The sequence below is a fragment of the Rathayibacter sp. VKM Ac-2754 genome, assembly GCF_009807095.1.
Lineage (GTDB): Bacteria > Actinomycetota > Actinomycetes > Actinomycetales > Microbacteriaceae > Rathayibacter.
Map to the genome: position 1 here is coordinate 448,625 of NZ_WUCC01000002.1, position 19,257 is coordinate 467,881.

The following is a 19,257-nucleotide window of genomic DNA, read 5'->3' on the forward strand; positions in this document are numbered from 1 at the left end:
CACGATGGGCGGATGGATGCGGCTGCGGTGACCGGGATCGTCCTCGCCGCGGGGGCGGGACTCCGCGCGGGCGGGCCGAAGGCCCTGCGGCGGACGGCGGACGGGGTGCCGTGGCTGGAGCACGCGGTGCGCCGCCTCGAGGCGGTCGGCTGCGCGCGGGTGGTCGTGGTCCTCGGCGCGGGGGCGGAGGAGGCCCGGCCGCTCGTCCCGGCCGGCGCCGAGATCGTCGTGGCGACCGAGTGGGCCGAGGGGCTGTCCGCCTCGCTGCGCGCCGGGCTCGCTGCCGCGGACGGCGACGCGGCCCTGGTGACGCTCGTGGATCTGCCGGACGAGCCCGCCGCGGTCGGTGCGCGCCTGCTCGAGCGGGCGACGGACGGGCCCGACACTCTCGCCCGCGCGGTCTACGGCGGCCGCCCCGGTCATCCGGTGCTGCTCGGCGCGGCGCACTGGCCGGCGATCGCGGAGGGGGCGACAGGTGACAGCGGCGCGCGCGACGTGCTGCGCTCGAGGGGAGCGCAGGAGGTCGAGTGCGGCGATCTCGCCTCGGGACTCGACGACGACGGGCCCGCTCACCGCAGCTCCCCCGCCTCGAGCGCCGCGCGCAGCGCGCGCCAGGCGAGTGTCGCGCAGACCGAGCGCACCGGATTGCCCGCCACCGCGAGCAGCGCCGACTCCTGACCGGAACCGGCCTCGGCCTCCCGTCGCTCCATCGAGGCGAGGAAGCTCTCGATCCGCCCTCGGATCTCTGAGGCGCTGCGCCCGTCGAGCTCGTCGGCCATCAGCGACGCCGAGCCCTGCGAGACCTCGCAGCCGCGCCCGCTCCAGGCGACACCGACCGCCGACGGCGTGCCGGTGACCCGCACCTCGAGCCGGTCGCCGCAGGTCGGCGTGATCAGCTCGGCGCGCCCGACGACGGCGGCCGACGAGTCGGACCGGCCCACGGGGTGGCGCGCGTGATCGCGGATGAGCTCGGCGGCAGCGCTCACGCGCGGTCCTCGATCTCGGACAGCTCCGAGTAGACCGTGCTGATCCCGGCGATGCGCTCCCGGGAGTCGCGGGGCGAGGCGCCGAGCACTCCGGAGGCGAGCAGGGCGGCCGCGCTCATCGCCGCCGCGTAGCTGTCGAAGGCGGCGTCGCTGTCGACGGGGCACTCGAGCCAGACCGAGACCCGCTCGGCGAAGCGCCGGGCCTGCGGGTCGGCGAGGAGGATCACGGGGACGCCGTGCGCGGCGAGGACGTCGACGAGGGCCGAGAACGAGGCGGGGCGGCGCCGGAACCCGACCAGCACGACCACGTCGTGCGCCCCCAGACCGGCCAGCTCCTCGCCGAGCGACTGCCCGGGCTGCGGCGCGATCCTGACCCGGTCGCGCGCCTGCGCCAGCTGCTGCCGCAGGTGCAGGGCCACCGGGTAGCTGTTGCGCATCCCGACGACCACCACCTCCCGAGCGTCGGCGAGCAGCGTCACCGCCGCCTCGAGCCGGCCGCTCGAGAGGGTCGTCGCCAGACGCAGGAGGTTCGCGCGCTCGCTGTCGAGGTGGGCCGCGAGGGCGTCGCCCGGCCCGCCGGCGGAGGCGGGGCCGACCGGGACGCCCGAGCTGCGGAGTGCTCGGGCGTGCTCGCGCACCTCCTGCGAGCTGGTGAAGCCGAGGCGCCGGAACAGCCGCGAGACCGTCGCCTTCGAGACACCGCTGTTCTGCGCGAGCTCGGTGGCGGTGTAGATCGCGAGATCGCCGAGGTGATCGAGGATGAAGTCGGCCGCGCGCTGCTCCTGCCGGGACAGGGAGGCGTAGCTCGCGTCGATCCGGTGCCCGATCGAGGGTGCCTCGGCCACGGTCACGCCCGCGACGCCCGGGCGTCGGCGAAGGCGTGCACCGCCGACTCGAACGCGTCGAGAGCAGTCGCGACATCGGTCACGGTCACGTTCTCGTCGGGGTGGTGGCTCACTCCGCCCTCGCAGCGGACGAAGAGCATCGCGTAGTCGGTGAGATCGGCGATCGCCATCGCGTCGTGCCCGGCCTTCGAGAAGAGCACCATCGGCTCCGCGTCGCCGGTCGAGCGGATGCCCTGCCGCACGACGTCCTGCAGCCACTCGGCCGCGACCACGGCCGGGGCCTCGTGGGTCTCCTCGATGGTGAGCGCGAGGCGGCGACGGCGGGCCGACTCCGACATCGCGTGCTGGATCTCGTCCCAGACGCGATCGCGGACATCGTCGAACTCGGCGCGCAGATCGAGGCTGAACTCGACCCGGCCGGGGATCACGTTGACCGCGCCCGGGAACGCCTCGAGCCTGCCCACGGTGGCGATGCAGCCGTGCTCGCGGGCGATGCGCTCGACGGCGAGCACCGCCTCGGCGGCTCCCGTCAGCGCGTCGCGGCGGCGGTCGAACGGCACTCCCCCGGCGTGGCCGGCCTTGCCGGTCAGCGTCAGCGCGAAGCGGCGCGCTCCAGCGATCGAGGAGACGACTCCGAGAGCGCGGTCGGCCTCCTCGAGGTACGGCCCCTGCTCGATGTGGGCCTCGAGGTAGGCGAGCACGTCGTCGGAGTCGCGCGCCGCGGTGCTGATCCGAGAAGGGTCGAGCCCGAACTCGTGGAACGCCTCGACGAGGGTCGTGCCGTGCGCGTCCTCGAGCTCCCACCAGTGCTCGTCCCAGGTGCCCGCGACAGCGCGCGAGCCGAGCAGGGCTGTGCCGAAGCGGGTGCCCTCCTCGTCGCCGAACGCGACGACCTCGATCGCGAAGGGCAGTCGGGTGCCCGCGGCGTTCAGCCTCGAGACGACGGCGATCGCGAGGATCACGCCGAGGATCCCGTCGTAGCGGCCCGCGTTCGGCACCGTGTCGAGGTGGGAGCCGAGCAGCAGCGCGGGGAGCCCCGGCGTCGAGCCCTCGTAGCGGCCGCACTGGTTGCCCGCGGCGTCCTGCCACGAGCGCATGCCTGCGTCCTCCATCCAGCGGGCCGCCATCGCGTTGACGCGGGCGTGCTCGGGAGAGAGGTAGACGCGCTCGATCGCGCCGCGCGTGCTCGAGACCGCCGCGAGCTCGTCGCAGCGCGCCATGATCTCGGCGGCGTCGACCGCGCTCATGCCGCGCCTCCGCGCGACGCCTCGTAGACCCCGTAGGCGCCCGCGACTCCGCCGCCCGGAGCGACGGAGGCACCCGCGCGCCGCAGCACCGACTCGAGCGCCGACAGCGTGGTCAGCACCGCGTCGGTGCGCGCGTTGTAGCCCATGGTCCCGATCCGCCAGACCTTGCCGTGCAGGGGGCCGAAGGAGGTGCCGATCTCGATGCCGAAGTCCTCGAGCATCGTGCCGCGCACCGCGTCGCCGTTCACTCCCTCGGGGATGTGCACCGCCACGACGTTGTTCATCTTGTGCGCGACGTCGCCGAAGACCTCGAGCCCGAGACCGCGGACGCCCTCGAGCATCGCCTCGCCGTGCAGCACGTGCCGGGCGATCGTGTTCTCGAGGCCCTCCTCGACGACGATGCGCGCGCACTCGCGGGCGCCGTAGAGCATCGTGGTGGCCTCGGTGTGGTGGTTGAGCCGGCGCGGTCCCCAGTAGTCGAAGATCATGCCGAGATCGAAGTAGTTCGAGCGGATCGGGCGCGCGCTCACGGCGTCACCCGCATCGCGGATGCCCGCCTCGATGGACTTCCGCGACTCGATCACCGCGACGGCCTTCTCCGAGAAGGTCGCGGGTGCCGAGCCGGACGGCCCGCCGAGGCACTTCTGCAGACCGGCGGTGACCGCGTCGAGGCCGAGCTGGTCGGCGTGGAAGACGTTGCCCGCCAGCGACGCGGTGACGTCGGTGTAGAAGAGCACGCCGTGCTTGTCGCACAGAGCGCCGAGCTCCTCGAGCGGCTGCGCCATCGTCGTCGAGGTGTCGCCGTGCACGACGGCCAGGACCTTCGGTCGCACCCGCTCGATCGCCTCGGCGATGACCGAGACCGGGAAGACCTGGCCCCACTCCGCCTCGATCACGTGCACCTCGGCTCCGCAGCGCTCGGCGATCTCACGGAGGAGGTGGCCGAACCGCCCGAAGACAGGGACGAGCACGCGATCGCCGGGCTCGAGCATCGACACGAGCGCCGCCTCGATGCCCGCGCGGCTGGTGCCGTCGACGAGCAGCGTCTTCTCGTTCGCGGTGTCGAAGACGCGGCGGTACAGCTCCTGCGTCTCGTTCATGGCGGTGGTCATCGCCGGGTCGTACTGGCCGACCAGCTGCGCCGACATCGCGCGGAGCACGCGCGGATCGGCGTTGATCGGACCGGGGCCCATCAGCAGCCGCGGCGGCGGGTCGATCGGGAGGAACGTCGAGGGCGCGGGCACGGACGGGATGGGGACCACCTCTTCGCAGACGGACGGACAGAGAAAAACCTGTTTCAGTCGCACATCCTACGCAACAGACGTTTCTCGGGTGTTTCGAGTTCCGGCGTCTCCGCGGGTCGGAGGGAGGTGGGTCTCGCAGCTCGCTGGTCGAGCAGCCCGCGCAGCGGGCGTATCGAGATCCACCTCCCTGCGAACGCGAGCTATCCCGCCAGCCCCGCCGCCACGTCGAGCAGCGCCAGATCCGCCCCGCGCGGCCCCACGAGGCACAGCCCCACCGGCTTCCCGTCGACCACCAGCCGCGGAACCGACAGCGCCGGATACCCGCCGATCCCCGCGAGGCACGTCAGCCCGAGCGTCGCCGTCCGCGCCGCATCGATGACCTCGGCCGACGCGTCCAGCGCCGGCGCGACCGACGACGCCGACGGCAGCAGCAGCACACGCCACCCGAGCGCCGTGTCCAGCGCATCCCTGAACTCCGCCAGCCTCTCCCGCGCCGCCGCCTCCGTCGCCGCGTCGACGCGCGCCGCCGCGTCGAACCGCGCCTGCACGTCGGCCGCCAGCACCCCGGGGTGGGCCGCGACCCACTCGCCGTCCGACGCCCACGCCTCCGCCGCCTGCACCAGCCGGAACGCCTCGAACATCTCCGCGACCGGCGGCAGCTCGATCCGCTCCACCTCGAGCCCGTCCACCACCGCCGAGAACGCCGCACGCACGCCCGGATCCACCTGCTCGAGCAGCGCCTCCGCCACCACGAAGCCGCCGACACTCTCCGAAGGCGCCCCCGCCAGCCCGGCAGTCGCCACCCGCCGCAGCGTCGCGACGTCGCGGGTGAGCCAGCCGACCGTGTCGAAGCTCGGCGCGAGCGGCAGCAGCCCCGCTACCGGCACCGCCCCGTGCGTCGTGCGCAGCCCCCACAGCCCCTGGTACGACGCGGGCACCCGGATCGACCCCGCCGTGTCCGTCGCCAGCCCGACCGACGCCTGCCCGAGCGACACCGCCGTCGCCGGTCCGCTCGACGATCCGCCCGGGATCGCCCCCGGCACCGCGGGATTCGGCGGTGTCCCGTAGCCGGAGTTCCGCCCTGCGATGCTGTACGCGAACTCGTCGGTCTGCGCGATCCCGCGCACCGAGGCTCCCGCGCCGAGCAGCATCGCGACGGCGGGAGCGGTCGCGCGTTCGACCGGCGCCTCCGCGAGTCGCGCGGGCAGCCCCGCGCCGATCCGCTGCCCCTCGATGGCGAAGAGGTCCTTGACCGCGACGTCGAGGCCGTCGAGCGCTCCGGAGGCGGCGGCCGGCACGAGCGGCGCGCCGACAGCCCGCCAGACCCGCGGGTCCAGGGCCGCCGCGGGAGCCTGCACCTGCGCCGCGCGCACGCGCCAGACCCCGGAGTCGCGAGTCCAGAGCTGCGTGACGAGGCCGCGCCCGCCGCGGACCGGCACGTTCACCGTCACGACCAGCGCCGTGTCCGGGTCGACCGCGCGCACGTGCAGCTCGGCCAGGGCGCGCGGAGGCGTCCCGCCCCGCCGCCCGCGGAAACCGGTGATCGCGTCGTGCCCCACGAGCAGTCCGGAGGCGTCGCCCCGCAGCGTCGTCGGCGCGCGGACGAACGCGTCGGCGAGGGCGGGCACGTCGTCGGCCGCGAGGGCCGCTTCGTAGGCCTCGACCGCGTCGACGAGACCCTCCGGCAGCTCGCCCTCGAGCGTCGTCACGCGCGGGTCAGTCATCGAAGTCCGCCGTCCGCACGCGGGCGTGCACGCCCTTCACCAGGTCGACGACCTGCGAGATGTTGAAGTCGGTCGCGGCGCTGAGGTACGCGTAGGCGAGGCTCGGATCCATCCCGTAGCGGGCCTGCAGCAGAGCGATCGCGGCGCGGACGCAGTTCTGCACCGCCACGTCGAGGTCCGCGTCCATGCCGGTCGGCACCAGGAACTCGCTCGTCTCCCCCAGCGGCCCGACCAGCTCGCCGAACGCCGCGAGCGCCTCCGCCTGCGGCACCACCTCGAGGCGCACCCGCACCCGCAGGCTCGCCTCCATCGCCGTCAGCGCCACCTCGCCGTCGCCCTGCGCGAAGTGAGGATCGCCGACGTAGGCGAGCGCCCCCTCCACCTGCACGGGCAGGTAGAGACTCGCGCCGGCCGTCAGCAGCGAGATGTCGATGTTGCCGCCGTGCGCTCCCGGAGGCACCGAGTGCGGTCGTACGTCGCCCGCGACCGCGACGCCCATGATCCCGAGGAACGGGTGCAGCTCGAACCGCGCCGACCGCTCGCCACCGGGCACCAGGGGCAGCACACCCCGGCGCACTCCGTCGGCGCCGTCCTCGACGAGCGCGAAGGCGCTGAAGGGGCCGGCCTGCAGCGGGTACTCCCCCGGCAGAGCACCCCGTCCGTGCCGGTTCGAGATCACTCCGTAGGGCACGCGCGGCACGGCCTCGAGCAGCGTCATCTTCAGCAGATCGCCGGGCAGCGCGCCGCGCACGGCGATCGGACCGGTGACGACGTGCGGCCCGTCGACCGCCGTGTCGCGGAAGGGCCCGGAGGCGGCGAGCTCGATCGCGTCGCGCAGCACGCCCTCGGGCGCGACTCCGTGCCCGCCGAAGAAGGCGACCGGGTCGCGGCCCTGGTCCTCCAGCACACCCTCGTGGCTGAGCGTGTCGATGACGACCTCGTCCCCGGAGTCGACCGTGAGCACCGGACGGTCGGTCGCGCAGGGCAGCCGCCCCCACAGCACCGACTGCGGCGTCGCCGCGAGGTACTCCACCCCGTCGGGCACCGATTCACCGGGCTGGACCGCCCACTCCGCCTGCAGCATCCGCCGCCGCCTTCCCGCGCGGGTCCGCCCCGCGATCGCTTCGAGGCTAGCGGCGGCGTGTTTCAGGCCTGTGGCGCATCCGTGGCAGGATCGGCGGCGCACCCCGCGTTCCCGCCGCGAGACGCCCCCGTGCGCACAGCTCACCGGTGGAGCCGCTCGCGAACGGCGCCGTCCCCTCCCCTCCGACGACAGGACTCCCGTGTTCCGACGCCTGCGCACGCGCCCCGACAACGTCCATCTCGGGCTGATGCTCGCCCTGACCTTCTCGACCGGCATCATCGACGCTGTCGGCTACCTCGGTCTCGACCGCGTCTTCACGGGCAACATGACCGGCAACGTCGTCATCCTGGGCATGGCGCTCGCGGGAGCGGACGACCTCCCCGTCGTCGGCCCGATCATCGCCCTCGCCGGCTTCATGCTCGGCGCCGCGATCGGCGGTCGCGTCCTGCGCCCGATCAAGGCCGGCTGGACCACCCGCTCCACCTGGCTGTTCACCGTCGTCGGCCTGGTGATGGCCGTCCTCGCGATCGTGCTGGGCGTCGTCCCCGAGCACCCCGAGCCGCTCGCCCTCACCGTGACCGGCGTCCTCGGACTCGCCATGGGCCTCCAGGCCGCGACCGCCCGCCACATCGCGGTCAAGGACGTCACCACCGTCGTCGTCACCTCCACCATCACCGGCCTGGCCGCCGACTCGCGCCTCGGCGGCGGCAAGGGCCAGCCGTGGTTCCGCCGCCTGACGGCCGTCGTGCTCATCGGGGCCGGCGCCGGAGTCGGCGCCCTCGCGCTGAACGTCGGCCTCTGGCTGGGCCTCGCGATCGCCGCTGCGATCACCCTGATCGCCTCCCTGTTCGGCCACCTCGTGGCCCACGCCAAGCACGCCCCCGTCGCCGAGAAGGCGACCGCGTAGCGCGTTCGCGATCGAGGTCGAGAGCGGCAGACGCCCGCCGGGGGCGTGGTCGGCGCGTCTCCGCCTCGGTCGTGCACGCCCCGACGCGCCGACGTCAGCGCGTCAGCTGCTGGCAGTGCGGGCAGAGGTGCGACGAGCGGTTCATGAACGGCACCCGCACGATCGCCTCACCGCACCGCGGGCACGGCTTCCCGGTCTGCCCGTAGGCGTTGAGGCTGTGCGAGAAGTACCCCGACGCCCCGTTCACATTGACGTACTGCGCGTCGAAGCTCGTGCCGCCCTCGGCCAGCGCCCGCTCGAGCACCGAGCGCACCTCGGCGAACAGCCGGCGGATCCGCGCCTCGCCGAGCGAGGAACTCAGCCGTTCGGGGTGCAGCTCGGCGGCCCACAGCGACTCGTCGGCGTAGATGTTGCCGATGCCGCTGACCAGCGTCTGGTCGAGCAGCGAGCGCTTGATGCCGCTGTTGCGCCGCGCCAGCACCGCGATCACGGCCGAGAGATCGAAGAAGGGGTCGAGCGGGTCGCGGGCGATGTGCGCGACCTGCGACGGCACCGTGCGCAGCCACTCGCCGTCGGAGGCGTCGTCACCCGCGAATCCGCCGGGCGCGCCGTCGCTCGTGGGCAGGAGCGCATCGACGGCCATCGAGCCGAAGATGCGCTGGTCGACGAAGTGCAGGGCGAGCTCGCCGTGGTCCGGGTTCTCGATGGCGATCCGGATGCGCGTCAGCCGGCCGAGCGGCGCATCGGCCGCGCGCAGCAGCACCTGCCCGCTCATCCCGAGGTGCACGAGCAGGGCCTCGTCATCGCCCGCCGGCAGCCAGAGGAACTTGCCGCGCCGCACCGCACCCCGCAGGCGCCGCCCGACCAGGAGGCGCTCGAACGGGTGCGCGTGCACGTGGCGCTTCAGCGAGCGCTCGTCGACGATCTCGACGCCGGTCACGAGCGAGCCGGTGACGGCCGGGGCGAGGCCTGCGCGGACGACCTCGACCTCGGGGAGCTCGGGCACTCTCAGCCCTCGGCGGAGGCGCGGACGGGCTCGCCGGGCGCGGTCTCGGCCAGGCGCGTCCAGGCGTCGAGCGCGGCGGCCATCTCGGCCGCCTTCTTGCTGGTGCCCTCGCCGCGGGCGGTGACGAGCCCGCCGACGATGACCGTGGCGACGAAGACCTTGTTGTGGTCGGGCCCGGTGGCCACGATCTCGTAGCGCGGAGCCGGCGCACCGCGCTCCGCCGCCGCCTCCTGGAGGCTCGTCTTCGGGTCCATCGAGACGCCGAAGCGCAGCGGATCCGCGCGCAGCGGAGCGATCAGGCGCAGCACGAGGTCTCGGGCGGCATCGGGGCCGGTGCCGAGGTACACGGCTCCGATGATCGCCTCGACGGTGTCGGCGAGGATGGACGCCTTGTCGCGTCCGCCCGTCAGCTCCTCACCTCGCCCGAGACGGAGGTGCTCGCCCAGCCCGATCCCGCGGGCGATCTCGGCGAGGGCGACGGTCGAGACGAGGCTCGCGCGCCGCTTGGCCAGATCGCCCTCGGAGAGCGTCGGGTACTCGGTGTAGAGCATCACCGTGACGGCCTGCCCGAGGATCGAGTCGCCGAGGAACTCGAGGCGCTCGTTGTGCGGCAGTCCGCCGTGCTCGAAAGCGAACGACCGGTGCGTCAGGGCGAGCTCGAAGAGCTCACCGTCGAGGCTCACGCCGAGCGTGGCCTCCAGACGCGACCGGTCGTCGCTGGAGGGTGTTGCGGGGGTCTGGTTCACCATGGACCGCGGCACGCACCGGCGAGCGGTGCGGAGCCGAATCAGACGTCGGCGACCTTGCGGCCCTTGTACTCGAGGAACAGCGCGGTGCCCGCGGCGTCCTCGACGACCTTGGCGCGGTGGGGGAGGCTGTAGACGACCTTGCCGTTGGGCTCGATGGTCTTGACCAGGGCCGGAGCCGTGGCCTTCCACTGCGAGCGGCGCATGTGGGTGTTCGCGCGGGACTTCTTCCTCTTGGGAACAGCCATGATTCTCTCTTCTCTACCTCTGGTTGGATCCGGTGCGGGCACTCTCGCCCGCGCCGATGTCTCTGTACTAGCTGTCTGCGGAAGCTCCGGGCGCTGCGGCCCCACCGGACTCCGCGTCACCCAGCCCGGCGAGCGCGGCCCACCGGGAGTCGCGCGGTGCCTCGGGCTCGGGCACGGAGGATTCGGCCAGCCGCTCCCCCGTGACGGGGTCGAGGCCCGGACAATCCGGCCGGCACACCGGCTGGAACGGCAGCGACAGAACCACCGCATCCCTGACCAGAGGTTCAAGATCCACGTGGTCGTCGTGAACCTCATAGTCGAAAGCTTCGTCAGAAGAGTACGCGAAAAGTTCCTGGAACTCGACATCGACAGGCAGGGAGATGTCGGTCAGGCAGCGGCTGCACTCTCCGACGGCCTCGGCCGAGACCTGGACGGAGGCGAGGATGCCCTCGTGGACCGACTCGAGACGGACGTCGAGATCGAGCGCCGCGCCCTTGCGCAGCGCGACGATGCCCTCGCCGAACTGCTCCGGCGCGTCGAGGTCGAGACGGTGCTCGCGCATCTCCCCCGGGCGTCCGTGGATGTCGCGCACGTTCAGCGTGAACGGCGTCTTCTTGAAAGTAGTCACAAGGATCCAGCCTACTCCCCCGATCCGCCCGTCGGCCGGTTCGCGCCGATCCCGCCGACGGGCCGCCCCCCACTCCTCAGAAGTTGCGGTAGTCGAGCGCGACTACCGCAACTTTCGAGGAGTCAGCGGGGCTCAGATCAGAAGGCTCCGTGGCGGAGGCGTCAGGCGCCGCCCTCCTCCAGGGTCACGTCGATCGGCTCGAAGTCGGCGCCGCTGGTGTCCACGTCCTCGTCAGCTAGCTCCGCGAGCGCCTCCTCGACGTACTCGTTCGAGTAGGCCGTCGCCGGCGGGTCCTCGCTGATGATGGTCGCGCCGGTCTCGTTCGTGGTCTCCTTCGCGATGTCGACCGTCTGCTGCCACGCGGCCTCGTCGATCATGCCGACACCGTTCGTCGAGGGCCAGATCAGCTTGTTGACCTCGTTGGTCATCCAGAGCTGGTGGCTGGTGCCGAGGGTGGATCCCGCGGCGGTCACGATGTCGGCCGCCTCCTGCGGGTTGTCCTTCGCGTAGATCCAGCCCTTGATCGACGCCTTGATGAAGGCGACGGTCTGGTCGGCGTAGGCCTCGTCGCTCTCGAGCTTCTCGGCGTCGGCCCAGATCGCGTCCTGGAGCATCGCGGTGCCGACGTCGTTCCAGTTGATGACGTTCAGGTCGTCCGGCTGGTACAGCTCCCCCGTGTCCGGGTTCACCGTCTCGAGCACCTGCGCGTACTCGTTGTAGGTCATCGCCTGCGCCGCGTCGATGTCGCCCGCGAGGAAGCCGTTCATGTCGAACTGCTGCTGCACGAGCGAGATGTCGTCGAGGGCGACGCCGTCCTTCTGCATGCCGGCGAAGAGCTCCCACTCGTTGCCGTAGCCCCAGCTGCCGACGGTCTTGCCCGACAGGTCGGCGGGCGAGGTGATCCCCTTGTCCTTGAACGAGATCTGCGTGGTCGCGCTGCGCTCGAAGATCTGCGCGACGTCGGTGATGTTCGCGCCCTGCTCGATCGAGCCGAGCACCTTCGGCACCCACGAGATCGCGTAGTCGGCGTCGCCGGAGGCGAGGACGTCCTGCGGGACGATGTCACCGCCTCCCTCGGCGATGGTCACGTCGAGGCCCTCGTCCTCGTAGTAGCCCTGGTCGACGGCGGCGTAGTAGCCGGCGAACTGGGCCTGGGCGACCCACTGCAGCTGCAGGGTCACCGGGGTGAGGTCTCCCGACGAGCCGGAGCCCTCGGAGTCGCCGCCGGATGCGCTGCAGCCGGTGAGTGCGAGGCCGACGACGGCGAAGCCCGCCGTCGTGGTCATCGCGATGCGTGTGCGTCTGTTCACTGTTCCTCCTGGTGCGGTGTGGTGCAGGACGTGCCCGGGAACGGGCGGTGATGCTGTGGTGCGGCGGTGCGGGCAGTGGAAGGAGAGGGGCGCAGACGGATCAGCGCGCGTGGCTGCGTCGGAGCGCGAGGGCCTCGAGCCCCGCGGTGACGCAGTAGAACAGGAGGCCGACGAGCACGGCGCCGAGCACGTAGGCGTAGGCGAGCGCGTAGTCGCTGCCCGAGGCCGCCGTCGTGATCGACTTGCCGAGCCCGCCCACCGGACCGCCGAAGTACTCGGCGACGAGGGCCGAGATCACGGCGAGGGAGGAGGCGATGCGCAGCCCCGTGAAGAAGAACGGCACCGCGCCGGGCAGCGTGATCGTCCGCGCGGTCTGCCACGGCGAGGCCGCGTAGGCGCGCATCAGATCGCGGTGCACCGGGAGGGCCTGGCGCAGGCCGCGCAGCGTGTTGATGTAGACCGGCACGAAGACCGCGAGGGCGGCCACGAGCTGGCGGGCCGTCTCGACGTTCGCGCCGAACATCGTGTAGAGCACCGGAGCCAGCGCCACGATCGGCACGACGGCCGCGGCCGCCACGATCGGAGCGACCAGCCCGTCGAAGACGCGGACCAGCGCCGAGAGCCCCGCGACGAGCACCGCCACCAGTGCCCCCACGACGAGGCCGACGAGCGCGTTCCTCCCCGTGACGATGCTCCCCGAGGTGACGGAGGCGAGGTTCGCGCCGAACTCGGTCCCGATCGCGACCGGGGACGGCAGAACGAACGGCTTCACGTCGAGCGCCGTCACGCCGACCTGCCAGAGCAGCACGGCGGCGAGCCCCAGCACGAGCGGCGCGAGGACCGTCCGCGCGAGCGCCGGAGTGCTCACCGGTTCTCCACCCCGCGCGGCACGGCGGCGGCGTCGCCGTGCAGCAGTTCGCGGACGGCTCCGACGTCGCGGAAGAACGCGGTGTCCTCGCGGACGCCGGCGTCCCGCTCCGAGGAGTCGGGCAGGGCGATGTCGAGCACGTCCCTGATCCGGCCCGGTCGCGGCGACATCACGACGACGCGGTCCGAGAGGAACACCGCCTCCGGGATCGAGTGCGTGACGAACACGACGGCGGCGCCGGTCTCGCGGCGGATCCGCAGCAGCTCGGTCTGCATCCGCTCGCGGGTCATCTCGTCGAGGGCGCCGAACGGCTCGTCCATCAGCAGCAGGCGCGGGCTCTCGGCCAGCGCCCGCGCGATCGCGACGCGCTGCTGCATCCCGCCCGAGAGCTGATCGGGGTAGGAGTCGGCGAAGTCGCCGAGGCCCACGAGAGCGAGGAGCTCGTCGACGCGCGCCCGGCGGGCGGCGGCGGCGACACCGTGCAGCTCGAGGGGCAGCGCGATGTTCGCCCGGATCGTGCGCCACGGCAGCAGGCCCGCCTGCTGGAACGCGATGCCGTACTCCTGGTCGAGTCGGGCGCGCCGAGCGGTCTTGCCGAAGACGGTGATCGCCCCCGAGGTCGGCTCGTCGAGATCGGCGATCAGGCGGAGGAGGGTCGACTTGCCGCAGCCGGACGGGCCGATCAGCGAGACGAACTCCCCCGGGGCGATCGTGAGCGAGACGTCCTGCAGCGCCGTGACGCTCGCCGCCTTGGTCGTGCTGAAGGTCTTGGTGACGGCGTCGACGACGACCGCCGGTTCTGCACTGTTCATACGGGCTGCCGCGCTCATGCGGGCTGCTCCCCTCGACGGAACGGACGGAGGACGGTGCCGATCAGGGCGACGACACCTGCGGCGGCGAGGCCCACCAGCACTGCGCCGAGGATCGGGGCCCAGGGCTTCGCAGGATCGCCGCCGGCGGCGGAGGCGAACTCGATGATCATGCGGCCGATGCCGCCGCGCAGGCCGATCGAGACCTCGGCGACGACCGTGCCGACGACGGCGCTGACCGCCCCGAGGCGCAGCGCCGGGATCAGGTAGGGCACGCTGGCCGGCAGGCGCAGGCGCAGCAGCGTCTTCCACCAGCCGACGCCGTAGACGCGCATCAGCTCGATCTGGCTCGCCGACGGCGAGGCGAGACCGCGCAGCGCCCCGATCGAGACCGGGAAGAACGCGAGGTAGGAGGCGATCAGCGCCACCGACATCCAGTTCTCCCAGGTGAACGCGCCGAGTTCGAGCTGAGAGCCCCAGCGGCGCACGAGCGGCGCGATCGCGATGAGCGGGACGGTCTGGCTCAGCACGATCCACGGCAGCACGGCCGACTCCGCCGTCCGGAACCGCTGCATCAGCAGCGCGAGGAGCAGCCCGACGACCACTCCGACGACCCAGCCGACGGCCGCGACGCCCAGCGAGAACGCGCTCGCCTGCAGCACCGCGAGCCAGAGCGCCGGAGCCCCTCGGGCGCCCGTCACGGGCTCGACCAGCCGACCGGCGATCTCCCACAGGTGCGGCATCGCGATGGCGCTCGTCCGCGGCAGCACTGTGACTCCGCCGAGCACGACCCCGGTCTCGGGGCCGAGCGCCTTGTACGCCTCCCAGAGCACCGCGAGCAGGAGGAGGCCGGCCGCGCCGAGGAGCACGCTGCGCGTCGCGACCCGCGAGGTCATGCCTTGGCCACGATGTGCTGACTCAGCGCCGGGATGACGGCCTCGCCGTACACCCGCAGCGTCTCCTCCTTGTTGTCGTGCTGGAGGTAGCCGGCGAACTGCGTGACGCCGATCTCGGCGAGCGCCTTCAGCTTCTCGATGTGCTCGTCGGCCGTCCCCAGCACGCAGAAGCGCTCGACGATCTCGTCGGGCACGAACGAGGTGTGGCTGTTGCCCGCGCGGCCGTGCTCGTTGTAGTCGTAGCCCTCGCGTCCGGCGATGTAGTCGGTCAGGGCCTGCGGGACCGCTCCGGAGGTGCCGTAGCGGCCGACGATGTCGGCGACGTGGTTGCCGACCATCCCGCCGAACCAGCGGCACTGGTCGATCATGTGCTCGCGGTCGGTCCCGATGTACATCGGCGCCGCCACGCAGAACTGCAGCGACTCCGGGTCGCGGCCGACGTTCGCCGCCGCCTGCTTGACCGTGTCGATCATCCAGCGCGCGATGTCGAGATCGGCCAGCTGCAGGATGAAGCCGTCGCCGACCTCGCCCGCGAGCTTCAGGGCGAGCGGACCGTAGGCCGCCACCCACATCTCGAGCGAGGAGCCGCGGCTCCACGGGAACTGCAGGGTCGAGCCGTTGTACTCGACCGAGCGGCTGTTCGCGAGCTCGCGGATGACGTGGATCGACTCCCGCAGCGTCTTGAGCGTCGTCGGCGCGCCTCCGGTGACGCGCACCGCGGAGTCGCCCCGGCCGATCCCGCAGACCGTGCGGTTGCCGTACATCTCGTTGAGCGTCGCGTGCAGGGAGGCGATGACCGTCCAGTCGCGCGTCGCAGGGTTGGTCACCATCGGGCCGACGGTGATGCGGTGGGTCTTCTCGAGGATCTGCGAGTAGATGACGTACGGCTCCTGCCAGAGCAGGTGCGAGTCGAAGGTCCACGCGTAGTCGAAGCCGTAGGTCTCGGCGAGGACGGCGAGCGCGACGGTGCGCGAGGCGGGCGGATTGGTCTGGAGGACGACTCCGAAGTCCATGGGGTTCCTTTGCTGCAGTGGGACAGAGGACTAGATCAGATATTGGGAGAGGCCCCGCTTGATGTACTTCCCGTCGCCCTTGGTCCCGACGTAGTCGCCGTCCTCGACGACGACCTTCCCGCGCGAGATCACGGTGTCGACGTGCCCGTCGATCTCGTAGCCCTCCCACGCCGAGTAGTCCATGTTCATGTGGTGCGTGCGTCCCTCGCCGATCCCGATCGAGGTGTGCCCGTTCGGGTCGTAGACCACGACGTCGCCGTCGGCACCCGGCTGGATGACGCCCTTCTTCCCGTACATCCCGAACATCCGCGCCGGAGTCGTCGACGTCAGCTCCACCCAGCGCGGCAGCGTGATCTGCCCCGAGACGACGCCCTGGTACATCAGGTCCATCCGGTGCTCGACCGAGCCGATGCCGTTCGGGATCTTCGAGAAGTCGCCGAGTCCCATGTCCTTCTGGCCCTTCATGCAGAAGGGGCAGTGGTCGGTCGAGACCATCTGGATGTCGTTGGTGCGCAGCGACTGCCACATGTGGTGCTGGTGCCCCTCCGCCTTCGAGCGCAGCGGAGTGGAGCACACCCACTTCGCGCCCTCGAAGTCACCCCACTCCTCGCTCGACGCGCCGAGCTGCTCCTCGAGGGAGAGGTAGAGGTACTGCGGGCACGTCTCGCCGAACACGTTCATCCCGCGATCGCGCGCCTGCGCGATCTGCTCGACCGCCTGCTTCGCCGACACGTGCACCACGTAGAGGGGCGCACCCGTGAGGTCGGCGATCATGATCGCGCGATGGGTCGCCTCCTCCTCGGCCTGCCACGGCCGGGTGAGCCCGTGGAAGTACGGAGAGGTCTTCCCGGCCGCGACCGACTGCTTCACCAGCTCGTCGATGATCGCGCCGTTCTCGGCGTGCATCATCATCATCGCGCCGTTCGACGCGCCCTTCTGGAACGCCCGCAGGATCTGCCCGTCGTCCGAGAGGAACACGCCCTTGTAGGCCATGAACAGCTTGAAGCTGGTCACACCCTCCTCGATCAGCTCATCCATCGCCACGAGCGACGAGTCCTGCACGTCCGACAGGATCTGGTGGAACCCGTAGTCGATCGCGCAGTTCCCGGCCGCCTTCTCCTGCCAGGCGCCGTAGCGCTCGACGACGCTCTCGCCGGGGTACTGCACGACGAAGTCGACGATCGACGTCGTCCCACCCCACGCGGCGGCCCGGGTCCCGGTCTCGAAGGTGTCCGAGGCGTTCGTGCCGCCGAACGGCATCTCCATGTGCGTGTGCGCGTCGATCCCACCCGGGATGACGTACTTGCCGGTCGCGTCGATCACGCGATCGACGTTCGACGCCAGGTCGAAGCCGAGCAGGGTCGAGCCGGGCGCGAGCACCGCGGCGATCGTCTCCCCGTCGATCAGGACGTCGGCGGTGGCGGTGCCGGTCGCGTTGACGACCGTGCCGTTCGTGATGAGGGTCTTCATCGATGCTCCTCGGTTCTCGCAGGCTCGGGTCAGGGCTTCGGGATGCTCGTGTACGAGTCCGGCCGGCGGTCCCGGTAGAACTGCCAGTCGTCGCGCATCTCCTGCACCATGTCGAGCTCGAGATCGCGGATCAGGATCTCCTCGCTGTCGCCGGAGCCCCGCTCGCCGACGAAGTTCCCGCGCGGATCGATGACCTGGCTGGTCCCGTAGAAGTCGACGGCGAGCTCGCCGTACTCGTTGTCCTCGCGCCCGACGCGGTTGGGCTGCAGCACGAAGTAGCCGTTCGCCACCGCCGCGCACGGCCCCTCCACCTCCCACAGCCGGTTCGAGAGCCCCGGCTTCGTCGCGTTGGGGTTGAACACCATGTGCGCACCGTTCAGCCCCAGCTCGCGCCACCCCTCCGGGAAGTGGCGGTCGTAGCAGATGTAGAGCCCGACCTTGCCGACGGCCGTGTCGAACACCGGGTAGCCGAGATTCCCGGGCCGGAAGTAGAACTTCTCCCAGAAGCGGTCGAGGTGCGGGATGTGGTGCTTGCGGTACTTGCCGAGGATCGTCCCGTCGGCGTCCACCACGACGGCGGTGTTGTAGTACACGCCGGTGATGTCCTCCTCGTAGATCGGGAGGATCGTGACCAGGTTCAGCTCCTTCGCCAGCGCCGCGAAGCGCTGCACGATCGGCCCGTCGGCCGGCTCGGCGTAGCGGTAGTACTTCTTGTCCTCGGTGATCCCGAAGTACGGACCGTAGAACAGCTCCTGGAAGCAGATGATCTGCGCTCCCTGAGCCGCCGCGTCTCGGGCGAACTGCTCGTGCTTGTCGAGCATCGACTCCTTGTCGCCGGTCCAGGTGGTCTGCGTAATTGCCGCTCTGACGATGGTCATCGGTACCTCCATGCCTTGGGCGACCCGGGGTGGGTCTCCGCGGTGGGTCTTGTGCGGATGCGGAGCCGAGGGGGGCTCGCGCTCCCACTGTGGTCCGCGCCCCGCCCGAAGGCAATCGCGGTCCCCGTCCGACTCCGTGGACAGAGGTCCATCGTCGTCCTCCGACGTTTCCCGGGTGTTTCCGGCGGAGATCCGCAGCATTAAGGCATCCGGACCGAGGAATCCGTCGCACCCGCCCGCGCGCGGTACCGTGACCGGATGCGCATCACGATCCTGGCCGGCGGCGTCGGCGGCGCCCGTTTCACCTCGGCCGTGCGCGAGCACCTCCGCGACCTCGAGGCGGCGGGCGGCGAGGCCTCCGAGATCACCGTCATCGCGAACACCGGCGACGACATGTGGCTGGCCGGTCTCAAGGTCTGCCCCGACCTCGACTCCCTCACCTACTCGCTGGGAGGCGTCAACGACACCGAGCGCGGCTGGGGTCGCGCGGGCGAGACGGAGCGCGTCTCGGCCGAGCTCGAGGCGTTCGGCGTCGGCTGGCCCTGGTTCACCCTCGGCGACCTCGACCTGGGCACCCACATCGCCCGCACCTCGATGCTGCGCGACGGTCTCACCCTCTCGGAGGCGACCGCCCGCATCACCGCGCGCTGGCCCCTCGGCGTCCGCCTCCTCCCGATGTCGGACGACGACGTCGAGACCCACGTCGAGGTCGACCTCCCCGGCGAGGGGATCCGCCTCCTCCACTTCGAGGAGTGGTGGGTGCGGCTGCGCGCCTCGGCCCCCGCCCGCCGCTTCGTCCAGAAGAACGTCGCGGAGGCCCGCCCCGCCCCCGGCGTCCTCGAGGCCATCGCCGACACCGACGCCGTCCTGATCGCCCCCTCCAACCCCGTCGTCTCGATCGGCACCGTCCTCGGCGTCCCCGGCATCGCCGACGCGGTCAGGTCGACCTCCGCTCCCGTCGTGGGCGTCTCCCCCATCATCGGCGGGGCCGTCGTCCGCGGCATGGCCGACGCCTGCCTTCCCGCCATCGGCGTCGACACCTCCGCCGAGGCGGTCGGCCGCCACTACGGTGCCCGCTCCGCCGGCGGCCTCCTCGACGCCTGGCTCGTCGCCGAGGAGGACGCGGCCGCCGTCCCCGCCCTCTCCGACACCGGCCTCCGCGTCCACTCCGTCCCCCTCTGGCTCCGCGACCGCGCCACCTCGACCCGCCTCGCCGCCGACACCCTGGCCGCCGCCCGCGCCTGACCCACCCGCCTCCGCGCCGCCCTCTGGACAGGATCGGGAGGGTGCCGTCGCCCTCCCTCACGCTCCACCCCGCAAGCACTCCCGCTCCCCTCCCGAGCAGGAC

Annotated in this window: 20 protein-coding genes; 3 read left to right on the top strand and 17 right to left on the bottom strand. The window is 71.9% G+C overall.

What is annotated here, in order from left to right; genetic code table 11:
* Positions 1-12 precede the first annotated feature (12 nt).
* Positions 13-678, top strand: coding sequence for a nucleotidyltransferase family protein (locus tag GRS92_RS05450; RefSeq protein WP_159854021.1), 666 nt, complete (start codon positions 13-15; stop codon positions 676-678).
* On the opposite strand, the gene GRS92_RS05455 is transcribed toward GRS92_RS05450, so the two are convergent.
* The 6 genes from GRS92_RS05455 to GRS92_RS05480 all read right to left on the bottom strand — a co-directional run bounded on the left by GRS92_RS05455 (position 570) and on the right by GRS92_RS05480 (position 7,130).
* The gene (locus GRS92_RS05455) at positions 570-986 is read right to left on the bottom strand and encodes an iron-sulfur cluster assembly scaffold protein (protein WP_159854023.1); all 417 of its coding nucleotides are present in this window, start codon (positions 984-986) and stop codon (positions 570-572) included. The genes GRS92_RS05450 and GRS92_RS05455 overlap by 109 nt on opposite strands.
* A complete protein-coding gene (locus tag GRS92_RS05460) occupies positions 983-1,831 on the bottom strand; it encodes a MurR/RpiR family transcriptional regulator (RefSeq protein ID WP_159854025.1) in 849 nt (282 codons plus the stop codon). The genes GRS92_RS05455 and GRS92_RS05460 overlap by 4 nt, the downstream gene beginning before the upstream one ends.
* Positions 1,832-1,833: 2 nt before the next feature.
* A complete protein-coding gene (locus GRS92_RS05465) occupies positions 1,834-3,078 on the bottom strand; it encodes an allantoate amidohydrolase (protein ID WP_159854027.1) in 1,245 nt (414 codons plus the stop codon).
* Entirely contained in the window at positions 3,075-4,271 is a 1,197-nt protein-coding gene (locus GRS92_RS05470; protein WP_159854110.1) for a pyridoxal-phosphate-dependent aminotransferase family protein, read from the bottom strand. Before GRS92_RS05470 ends, GRS92_RS05465 begins: the two co-directional genes overlap by 4 nt.
* A gap of 251 nt (positions 4,272-4,522) precedes the next feature.
* The gene (locus tag GRS92_RS05475) at positions 4,523-6,046 is read right to left on the bottom strand and encodes an AtzH-like domain-containing protein (protein WP_159854029.1); all 1,524 of its coding nucleotides are present in this window, start codon (positions 6,044-6,046) and stop codon (positions 4,523-4,525) included.
* Positions 6,039-7,130 carry an acetamidase/formamidase family protein gene (locus GRS92_RS05480; protein WP_159854031.1) on the bottom strand — a complete coding sequence of 364 codons (1,092 nt, stop codon included), beginning with the start codon at positions 7,128-7,130 and terminating at the stop codon, positions 6,039-6,041. The genes GRS92_RS05475 and GRS92_RS05480 overlap by 8 nt, the downstream gene beginning before the upstream one ends.
* A 199-nt stretch (positions 7,131-7,329) precedes the next feature.
* On the opposite strand from GRS92_RS05480, the gene GRS92_RS05485 reads away from it, so the two are divergent.
* The gene (locus GRS92_RS05485; RefSeq protein WP_235021822.1) at positions 7,330-8,037 is read left to right on the top strand and encodes a YoaK family protein; all 708 of its coding nucleotides are present in this window, start codon (positions 7,330-7,332) and stop codon (positions 8,035-8,037) included.
* A gap of 94 nt (positions 8,038-8,131) precedes the next feature.
* On the opposite strand, the gene mutM is transcribed toward GRS92_RS05485, so the two are convergent.
* The 11 genes from mutM to GRS92_RS05540 all read right to left on the bottom strand — a co-directional run bounded on the left by mutM (position 8,132) and on the right by GRS92_RS05540 (position 17,909).
* Positions 8,132-9,043, bottom strand: coding sequence for a bifunctional DNA-formamidopyrimidine glycosylase/DNA-(apurinic or apyrimidinic site) lyase (gene mutM / locus GRS92_RS05490; RefSeq protein WP_159854034.1), 912 nt, complete (start codon positions 9,041-9,043; stop codon positions 8,132-8,134).
* Positions 9,044-9,045: 2 nt separating this feature from the next.
* The gene (gene rnc / locus GRS92_RS05495; RefSeq protein WP_159854036.1) at positions 9,046-9,792 is read right to left on the bottom strand and encodes a ribonuclease III; all 747 of its coding nucleotides are present in this window, start codon (positions 9,790-9,792) and stop codon (positions 9,046-9,048) included.
* Between the two features lie 38 nt (positions 9,793-9,830).
* The gene (gene rpmF / locus GRS92_RS05500) at positions 9,831-10,037 is read right to left on the bottom strand and encodes a 50S ribosomal protein L32 (protein ID WP_056044186.1); all 207 of its coding nucleotides are present in this window, start codon (positions 10,035-10,037) and stop codon (positions 9,831-9,833) included.
* 67 nt (positions 10,038-10,104) lie between these two features.
* Positions 10,105-10,665: a YceD family protein gene (locus tag GRS92_RS05505; protein ID WP_159854038.1), complete on the bottom strand. Its 561-nt coding sequence runs from the start codon at positions 10,663-10,665 to the stop codon at positions 10,105-10,107.
* 161 nt (positions 10,666-10,826) lie between these two features.
* Positions 10,827-11,975 carry an ABC transporter substrate-binding protein gene (locus tag GRS92_RS05510; protein WP_442966220.1) on the bottom strand — a complete coding sequence of 383 codons (1,149 nt, stop codon included), beginning with the start codon at positions 11,973-11,975 and terminating at the stop codon, positions 10,827-10,829.
* 100 nt (positions 11,976-12,075) lie between these two features.
* Complete coding sequence (locus GRS92_RS05515) at positions 12,076-12,843, bottom strand: ABC transporter permease (RefSeq protein ID WP_159854040.1); 768 nt, start codon at positions 12,841-12,843, stop codon at positions 12,076-12,078.
* Positions 12,840-13,673, bottom strand: coding sequence for an ABC transporter ATP-binding protein (locus GRS92_RS05520; protein ID WP_159854042.1), 834 nt, complete (start codon positions 13,671-13,673; stop codon positions 12,840-12,842). The genes GRS92_RS05515 and GRS92_RS05520 overlap by 4 nt, the downstream gene beginning before the upstream one ends.
* Complete coding sequence (locus GRS92_RS05525) at positions 13,670-14,548, bottom strand: ABC transporter permease (RefSeq protein WP_159854044.1); 879 nt, start codon at positions 14,546-14,548, stop codon at positions 13,670-13,672. Before GRS92_RS05525 ends, GRS92_RS05520 begins: the two co-directional genes overlap by 4 nt.
* Entirely contained in the window at positions 14,545-15,561 is a 1,017-nt protein-coding gene (locus tag GRS92_RS05530) for a TIGR03842 family LLM class F420-dependent oxidoreductase (RefSeq protein WP_159854046.1), read from the bottom strand. The genes GRS92_RS05525 and GRS92_RS05530 overlap by 4 nt, the downstream gene beginning before the upstream one ends.
* 30 nt (positions 15,562-15,591) lie before the next feature.
* A complete protein-coding gene (hydA, locus tag GRS92_RS05535) occupies positions 15,592-17,031 on the bottom strand; it encodes a dihydropyrimidinase (protein WP_159854048.1) in 1,440 nt (479 codons plus the stop codon).
* Positions 17,032-17,060: 29 nt separating this feature from the next.
* On the bottom strand, positions 17,061-17,909 hold the full coding sequence (locus GRS92_RS05540) for a nitrilase-related carbon-nitrogen hydrolase (RefSeq protein WP_159854050.1): 849 nt from the start codon (positions 17,907-17,909) through the stop codon (positions 17,061-17,063).
* Between the two features lie 258 nt (positions 17,910-18,167).
* Between GRS92_RS05540 and cofD the strand changes: the two genes are divergently transcribed.
* A complete protein-coding gene (cofD, locus tag GRS92_RS05545; protein WP_159854052.1) occupies positions 18,168-19,154 on the top strand; it encodes a 2-phospho-L-lactate transferase in 987 nt (328 codons plus the stop codon).
* Positions 19,155-19,257: the final 103 nt, after the last annotated feature.

Excerpts from the sequence above, each read along its gene's own strand:
- GRS92_RS05530 (WP_159854046.1), bottom strand. The coding sequence starts at position 15,561 with ATGGACTTCGGAGTCGTCCTCCAGACCAATCCGCCCGCCTCGCGCACC.
- GRS92_RS05540 (WP_159854050.1), bottom strand. The coding sequence starts at position 17,909 with ATGACCATCGTCAGAGCGGCAATTACGCAGACCACCTGGACCGGCGAC.
- rpmF (WP_056044186.1), bottom strand. The coding sequence starts at position 10,037 with ATGGCTGTTCCCAAGAGGAAGAAGTCCCGCGCGAACACCCACATGCGC.
- cofD (WP_159854052.1), top strand. The coding sequence starts at position 18,168 with ATGCGCATCACGATCCTGGCCGGCGGCGTCGGCGGCGCCCGTTTCACC.
- hydA (WP_159854048.1), bottom strand. The coding sequence starts at position 17,031 with ATGAAGACCCTCATCACGAACGGCACGGTCGTCAACGCGACCGGCACC.
- GRS92_RS05475 (WP_159854029.1), bottom strand. The coding sequence starts at position 6,046 with ATGACTGACCCGCGCGTGACGACGCTCGAGGGCGAGCTGCCGGAGGGT.
- GRS92_RS05450 (WP_159854021.1), top strand. The coding sequence starts at position 13 with ATGGATGCGGCTGCGGTGACCGGGATCGTCCTCGCCGCGGGGGCGGGA.
- rnc (WP_159854036.1), bottom strand. The coding sequence starts at position 9,792 with ATGGTGAACCAGACCCCCGCAACACCCTCCAGCGACGACCGGTCGCGT.
- GRS92_RS05520 (WP_159854042.1), bottom strand. The coding sequence starts at position 13,673 with ATGAGCGCGGCAGCCCGTATGAACAGTGCAGAACCGGCGGTCGTCGTC.
- GRS92_RS05465 (WP_159854027.1), bottom strand. The coding sequence starts at position 3,078 with ATGAGCGCGGTCGACGCCGCCGAGATCATGGCGCGCTGCGACGAGCTC.
- GRS92_RS05525 (WP_159854044.1), bottom strand. The coding sequence starts at position 14,548 with ATGACCTCGCGGGTCGCGACGCGCAGCGTGCTCCTCGGCGCGGCCGGC.
- GRS92_RS05470 (WP_159854110.1), bottom strand. The coding sequence starts at position 4,271 with ATGGGCCCCGGTCCGATCAACGCCGATCCGCGCGTGCTCCGCGCGATG.
- GRS92_RS05480 (WP_159854031.1), bottom strand. The coding sequence starts at position 7,130 with ATGCTGCAGGCGGAGTGGGCGGTCCAGCCCGGTGAATCGGTGCCCGAC.